The 6,322-nt window shown below is 68.0% G+C and carries 7 protein-coding genes; 2 read left to right on the top strand and 5 right to left on the bottom strand.

The window, feature by feature from the left end:
• The 4 genes from MZTS_RS00930 to MZTS_RS00915 form a co-directional block, all read right to left on the bottom strand.
• The coding region (locus tag MZTS_RS00930; protein ID WP_192280538.1) for an LptA/OstA family protein at window positions 1-739 on the bottom strand (739 nt) is incomplete at its 3' end.
• Window positions 736-1,515 carry a lipopolysaccharide-assembly, LptC-related protein gene (locus MZTS_RS00925; protein WP_192280535.1) on the bottom strand — a complete coding sequence of 260 codons (780 nt, stop codon included), beginning with the start codon at window positions 1,513-1,515 and terminating at the stop codon, window positions 736-738. The genes MZTS_RS00925 and MZTS_RS00930, both read right to left, overlap by 4 nt.
• Window positions 1,516-1,736: 221 nt before the next feature.
• Window positions 1,737-2,366, bottom strand: a complete 630-nt coding sequence (locus MZTS_RS00920; protein WP_009864521.1) for a ribonuclease D — start codon at window positions 2,364-2,366, stop codon at window positions 1,737-1,739.
• A 98-nt stretch (window positions 2,367-2,464) separates the two neighbouring features.
• Window positions 2,465-2,845: a ComEA family DNA-binding protein gene (locus MZTS_RS00915; protein ID WP_192280532.1), complete on the bottom strand. Its 381-nt coding sequence runs from the start codon at window positions 2,843-2,845 to the stop codon at window positions 2,465-2,467.
• A 301-nt stretch (window positions 2,846-3,146) separates the two neighbouring features.
• Here MZTS_RS00915 and MZTS_RS00910 point away from each other — a divergent pair, with 301 nt between their 5' ends.
• Together MZTS_RS00910 and MZTS_RS00905 are read left to right on the top strand one after the other, a co-directional pair.
• Window positions 3,147-3,479, top strand: a complete 333-nt coding sequence (locus MZTS_RS00910) for a CsbD family protein (RefSeq protein ID WP_192280529.1) — start codon at window positions 3,147-3,149, stop codon at window positions 3,477-3,479.
• 82 nt (window positions 3,480-3,561) lie between these two features.
• Window positions 3,562-4,479, top strand: a complete 918-nt coding sequence (locus tag MZTS_RS00905; RefSeq protein WP_192280526.1) for a PhnA-like protein — start codon at window positions 3,562-3,564, stop codon at window positions 4,477-4,479.
• A gap of 207 nt (window positions 4,480-4,686) precedes the next feature.
• Here the strand turns inward: MZTS_RS00905 and MZTS_RS00900 are convergent, their stop codons facing one another.
• Window positions 4,687-6,255 (bottom strand): sensor domain-containing diguanylate cyclase, encoded by a 1,569-nt coding sequence (locus tag MZTS_RS00900; RefSeq protein ID WP_425492728.1) that lies wholly within the window; start codon window positions 6,253-6,255, stop codon window positions 4,687-4,689.
• Window positions 6,256-6,322: the final 67 nt, after the last annotated feature.

Below are 6,322 nucleotides of genomic sequence, written 5' to 3'. Positions count from 1 at the left end.
TTTCCACCCCCTTGGCGCCGGGCTTGGCCGCCACGGCCGGCTGGGCGCAGCCCTTCGGCGCGCTGCCCTTGGCATCGCCGGCCTGCCCCGGAACGAACATCGCCGAGACGCGTCCGCCCGCGACGGGATCCATGTTCGCCCGGCCGGTCGTCATGTCGTAGACGAGGCGCGAGCCGCGGGTGACGTTCTGGCACTGGCTGAGCACGACGTTGCCGGTGAGGACGATGCGCTTGGCGACCTGATCGAACACCGCGTTGTCGCCGGTGGCGATCTGGTCTTTCTGCGCCACCGTGACCGGGCCGGCGCATTCGACCTTGCGGATGCCGCTGCCGTTGCCGCCGAGCGCCCCGGCCGCCTTGGCCTTCGCCTCGTCGGCGGCCTCGGTCTCCGCCTTGGCGGAATCCTTCGACTCCTTGCCCGGATCCTTATCCTTGTCGCGCTTGTAATGGACCGTCATCGCGGAGCAGCGGATGGTGCTCTCGCCCTGCACGGCCACGACGTTGCCGGCGAAGATCGCCTTGTTCTCCTTGTCGAACACATCGAGACGGTCGGCATCGATCTTGATCGGGCCCTTGCCGCCGCCGACGGTGCCGAGGGGAGCCGGCTTCTCCTTCGCGGAATCCTTGCTCGTCTCCTTACCCGCGTCCTTGGCAGGCTGCGGCGCCGGGGCCGCGGCAACGGGCTGAGCCAGAAGGAGGGCGAGAGCGGCGGCGACCGCCCAGCCGAGACGCGCGCTCATCGCGCTCGCTCCGGCGGTTCCGCAGCAGAGGTATGGATGCGCTCGGATTCCGGCTTCGCATCCGTCCCGGGGGCGACCTTGGCGCCGTCCTTCGTTCCGGCCTCCTCACCGTGGAACACGGCGTGGACGCCGCCGACGAAGGACACGACCCGGCCGTTCTCGACCACGTCGAGGGTGTCGGCGACGATGGAGCCCGCCGGCACCGTGACGGTGACCGTCTTCGACGAGCGCAGGCTGCCGGCCTTGAAATCGACGGCGGCGACCGAGAGGCGAACCTCCTCGCCCTTGTCGGTCCAGAGGCGGATGTCGTTCTCGAGATTGAGCATTTCGCGGGTCGAATCGAAGACGCCGCCCTGCGCCTGGAGATAGGCGCGGCCGCCCTTGTCATCGGTGGCGACGTGGCCCGTCATGGCCTGCAGCTCGATGATGCTCGGCTTGCGCACATCCTGTTGGGCGGCATCGGCGACCACCTCGTAGCCGCGCTCGCCCTTGCGGAAGCCGGACAGGCGCGGATTTTCCATGGTGACCTTGGTACCGGAGACGCTGATCGGTCCGATGGACACGTTGGGGACGCTGCCCGAGAGAGGCCCCCACAGCACCACGGCGGCCAGTCCCATCACGGCGAGGCCGGCGGCGACCGGGATCAGCCGGCGCAGCATCCGCACCCGGGCGGAATGCCGGCGCGCGCGCCCATGCGCCCGGCGACGGCGCGCATTCTCGTTCGCGGCGTAGGCGAGGAGATCCGTCTCCGTCTGGATGGTGTCGGCCGCCTGCATCGCGTTCCTGAAGGATCGGCGCGCTCGCGAACGCGCTCCGCCGGCCGGATGCCCCGGTGCGGTGGCGAAGTTATGGCCTCGTCTTCAGGCAATGATCAACGGCACCCACGTGCGCCCCCGCACCGGAAACAGTGCGAAACGCTTCACCACGAGTGCGTTACGACCGACCGTTGCAGGCGGGCATCGCCGGAGCTCCCCGCGCCGACGCAGAGGCCCCCGCCTCAGGAATGGGCGAAGATGTCGGTCTCCGGCCAGCCGGCGAGGTCGAGCCTGGCTCGGGTCGGCAGGAAGTCGAAACAGGCCCGCGCCATCTCGCTGCGCCCTTCACGGGCCAGCATGAGGTCGAGGCGCTCGCGGGCGGCGTGGAGGTGGAGCACGTCCGAGGCGGCGTAGTCGATCTGCGCCTGGCTCAGGGTCTCCGCCCCCCAATCGGAGGATTGCTGCTGCTTGGAGAGATCGACGCCCACGAGTTCGCGCACCACGTCCTTGAGGCCGTGGCGGTCGGTATAGGTACGGGCGAGCTTGGAGGCGACCTTGGTGCAATAGACCGGTGCGGGCATCACGCCGAGCGCCCTGAACAGCACGGCGAGGTCGAATCGCGCGAAATGGAAGATCTTGAGGACGCCCGGATCGGCCAGGATCGCCTTGAGGCGCACGGGCTCCGGGTCGCCGGGGCGGATCTGCACCACGTCGGCACTGCCGTCGCCGCGGGAAATCTGCACGACGCAGAGCCGGTCGCGATGCGGGTTGAGTCCCAGCGTCTCGGTATCGATGGCGATCGCCGACCCGGGCTGGAAATCGGGCGGCAGATCGCCGCGATGGAGACGGATCCGGGAGTTGGCGGCGGACATTCGCGTGCGGGCGTCTTCAAAGAACAGGTCCGGCGGCGCGTATCATCGCCGGACCCGAGCGAAAAGCCCATTTGTCGCCGAGCGAGTGTCGGAGAAGCTTATTTCTGCTTGGCGATGATCTTGTCCTTGATCCCCGCATAGACGGCTTCCGGCAGGATCTTTTTGCGGACGAGGTCGTCCTTGCCCCGGTAGGGCCGGCCCTTGACGATGGCGGCGGAGCGCGCCTCGCCGATCCCCTTGAGTTGGCTCAATTCCTCGGCGCTCGCCGAGTTGATGTCGATAAGGGCGCCCTTGGCGTCGCTTTTCGCATCGGCTTTGGCATCGGCCTTGGGTGCGGCGGGCGGCGTCGCGGCCGGAGCGGAAGCGGGCGGCTTCGTCGCCGGGGACGGGGTGGCGGGACTGGGCGCCTGCGCGAGGGCAGGCGTCGCGGCAAGGCCGATCAGCACAGTCAGGGTGCGGAGCAGATGGGAAGCACGCATGTCGATCTCCCGACATCGGGCGGCGGGGCGCCGCGCCGGCCCCTCTCGATTAGGCTCGGCCGCTTGAACCGTATTTGAACGGCCCGCCCCGCGAGCGGAAGGCCGAAGCGCAGAGCGCGACCTTCGAAATCGTGAACGAAGGATCGGAACTTGGCCGTGAATCCGCGATCCGGCGCGGGAACCTGCTTGCCCGCAATCCGTTCGTGCACCGCTGCCGGTCGGGACAAGCGACCGGCGTCAAGACATTTCCGGCCCCACCACGGTGACGGAAAGAGACTCTCTATCAGCGAGGATCGCGGCAATGGTCGACAGCAACAGGATCATGGGTGCCGCTCGGGAGTTGGGCGGCAAGGTGCAGGGCGCCATCGGCGACCTGACCGGCTCCCGCGACGACGCCCTCGAAGGCCGCCTGCGCGAGACCGCAGGCCGGGCCGAGAACGTCTACGGCCAAGCCAAGGACGCCGTGCGGCATGCCGCCGACGAGGCCTACGACGCCGCCGAGGATGCCTTCGACCGGGGTCGCCGCACCCTGCAGGAGGGGCATGATCGCTCCGTCGAGTGGCCGCACACCTCCCTCATCGTGGCGGGCCTGATCGGCTTCGGCCTCGGCCTGCTCGTCCGCGGGCGCAACTGAGCGAAAACCGTGCCCGGCCCCGAAGGGTCGGGCATCGCGCAAGCCATTCCACCTCGACGACTGACAGACTTGGAGTAACAGCGTGGCCCATCCCCCCGGCTTCACCACATCGGCCGTCATCGCCGACGACACGCGAACGGTTGCCCGCGAAACCGTGGATCTGAATCAGGTTTCCTGGGGCGCCGTCTTCGCCGGCGCCGCGACGGCGCTGGTGACGCAGGTCGTCATCAATCTCGTCGGCGTCGCCGCCGGGCTCGCCGCGGTCGATGTCAATGCCCCCAACAACCCCACCGCATCGAACCTCTCGATCAGCGCGGGGGTCTGGTTCGTGGGCTCAGGCATCGTCGCCTCCCTGGTCGGCGGCCTGATCGCCGGACGGCTCGCCGGCAAGCCGCTGCGGGCGGTGGCCGGATTGCACGGCTTCGTCTCCTGGGTGGTGACCACGCTCGTCGTTCTCTACCTGCTGACCTCCGCCGCCAGCGGGATCGTCGGCGGCGCCGTCAGCACCGTCGGCTCGGCGCTCGGTGGCGCCGGCAATCTCGTCGGCGGCGCCGTTCAGACGGCAGCGCAGGCCGCGGCTCCCTCGCTGAGCAAGATCTCGAACCCGATCGACCGGGTCGAGCAGCGGGTGAAGGAACAGGCCGCCGGCCAGGATCCTCAGGCCGCCCGCGACGCCGCCGTCTCGGCCGTCCGCGCCCTTCTCTCGGGCGATGCCGCCGACAAGCAGCAGGCCGAAACCCGCGCCGCCGACGCCCTCGCCAAGGCCCAGAACATCCCGGTCGATCAGGCCCGCCAGCAGGTGCAGGATTATCAGAAGCAGTACGAGCAGGCGGTGGCCAGCGCCAAGAAGCAGGCGGAGGACGCGGCCAAGACGGCGAAGTCGGTCGCGACCCAGGGCTCCCTATACGCCTCCATCGCCCTGATCCTCGGCGCCATCGCCGCCTTCCTCGGCGGCCTGCTCAGCGCACCGAAGCCGGTCTTCCCGACCACGCGGATCTAACGCAGCGACCGAACGGGTTCGCGATCTCCGAATCCAAACCGGCCCTCGCAGCTCATCGGCTGCGAGGGCCAACTGGCCGACACACACGGTGCCGCCAGGGGCCGATACGGCCTCCGCTTGATCGGAGCGGGTTGCGTCTCGGCAAGCCCGCGCGGCGCCTGAGCGAAGCCCAGCTCCGGCCTCCCGAAGGGCTCGACCAGATTGGTATCAGCCCGCCCTACGGAACATGGGCTCGGCACCGCGCGGGCCTTGCGCCTCCGCGCCGGTTTCCTCCGCAGTTGCGTCCGCTTCGTCGGCGCATTTGGTCTGGTTGCGGCCGCCTCGCTTAGCCTCATAGAGCGACGCGTCGGCCCGGGCATACAGATCCCGAGTCGCCCCCTTCCCGTTGCCGACGGCGAGCCCGATGCTGACGGTGAGCGTACCGCAGGCGATCCCGGATGATGGAAGGGCGAAGCCTGCGACCGCCGCATGAATCCGCTCGGCGACCTGGAGAGCCCCCGCCCGATCGGTCCCCGGCAGCAGCACCACGAACTCTTCGCCGCCGACGCGGGCCGGGAGATCCTGCGGCCGGTGCAGGCTCGCGGTCAGACTGTGGGCGATCCCCTTGAGCACCGTATCGCCCACCGCATGGCCGAAACGGTCGTTGTAACCCTTGAAGTGATCCACATCGACGATGAGCAGGGCAAGCGGCTTGCGCTCACGCGCGGCCGCCTTCCAGGCGCGCTCGAAAAACTCCTCGAAATGGCGCCTGTTCGGCAATCCGGTCAGGGAATCGGTGCGCGAGAGGCGGGTCAGTTCGGCCTGCATCGCGGTGCTGCGGCGCAACTGCTGTCCCAACAACAACGAGAAGAGCACCGTCAGGCCGCATAATACCACGACGGCCAGAGCGATGCCCCAGGACTTCTCCAACCAGTCGGCTTCGATATCCCGTGTTCCGAGGGCGACATTGAGGATCAGCGGCCAATCGCCGACCTGGGTGAAGGTATAGCAGCGCTCCACACCGTCCCGAGCCGAGACCGCGATGAAGCGGCCGCTCCGCATTTCCAGGAAACGCCGAAATGTTTGGGACCAAGAGATGTTGGCCCCGATATCGGCCTCAACGAAGGGGTGGCGCATCAGGCGAGTGCCGTCGCGCAGGAACAGGTTGACCCCGCTGTCCTTTCCAAGACTGATCCGTCTGAACAGGGTGGTGAAGTAGGAGAGCTTGAGGCTGGCCAGCACCACGCCGCCGAACGAGCCGTCCGGCTTGTCGATGCGGCGGCTCAGCACGATCACCGGAACTTTCAGCAGATGCGAGAGCACCGGCGGGCTGATGACGAGGCCGAGATCGGCGCGCTCCTTGTGGGCCTGGAAATAGGTGCGGTCCGCGTTGTTGACCTGACGGGGCGGCACGGCATTGGCATCGATGATACTGTCGCCGTTCTCGTCGAGGACCAGCATCAAACCCAGGTCCCGTGCGGTCATGGCGCGATCGAACAGGACGAGTTGGCGCAGCTTCGGGCTGAGCTCCGTCACTCCGGGAGCCTTCAGGTTGTCGACGACCGCGAGCAGCGACAGATCGATGATCTCGACATTGCGCGCGATATCCTGCTCGATGATTTGGAGAAGATTGAGCGAAGTCTGCTCCGCCTTGTCCCAGGCAGTCTGCCTCAGGTCATACAGCATGAGCCCCAACAGCATCAGCATGCCGACGGGTGCGAACACACCGAGAGCGACCCAATTGCGAGCGGGGCCAAGCGCTCGCGCACGAAGGAAGTGCGGCCTAGAGGCTGTTATGAACCAGCTGCGAGTAGAGCGGCCTTTTTGAGCATGAGACAGACGAAGGCGACGAGGTGCAGGTGGG

This window comes from Methylorubrum zatmanii (genome assembly GCF_014845115.1).
GTDB classification, from domain to species: Bacteria; Pseudomonadota; Alphaproteobacteria; order Rhizobiales; family Beijerinckiaceae; genus Methylobacterium; species Methylobacterium zatmanii.
This window is presented reverse-complemented; position numbering and strand designations above follow the sequence as displayed.

Coding starts and splice junctions, on each gene's coding strand:
- MZTS_RS00925 (WP_192280535.1), bottom strand. CDS start 1,515: ATGCAGGCGGCCGACACCATCCAGACGGAGACGGATCTCCTCGCCTAC.
- MZTS_RS00920 (WP_009864521.1), bottom strand. CDS start 2,366: ATGTCCGCCGCCAACTCCCGGATCCGTCTCCATCGCGGCGATCTGCCG.
- MZTS_RS00915 (WP_192280532.1), bottom strand. CDS start 2,845: ATGCGTGCTTCCCATCTGCTCCGCACCCTGACTGTGCTGATCGGCCTT.
- MZTS_RS00910 (WP_192280529.1), top strand. CDS start 3,147: ATGGTCGACAGCAACAGGATCATGGGTGCCGCTCGGGAGTTGGGCGGC.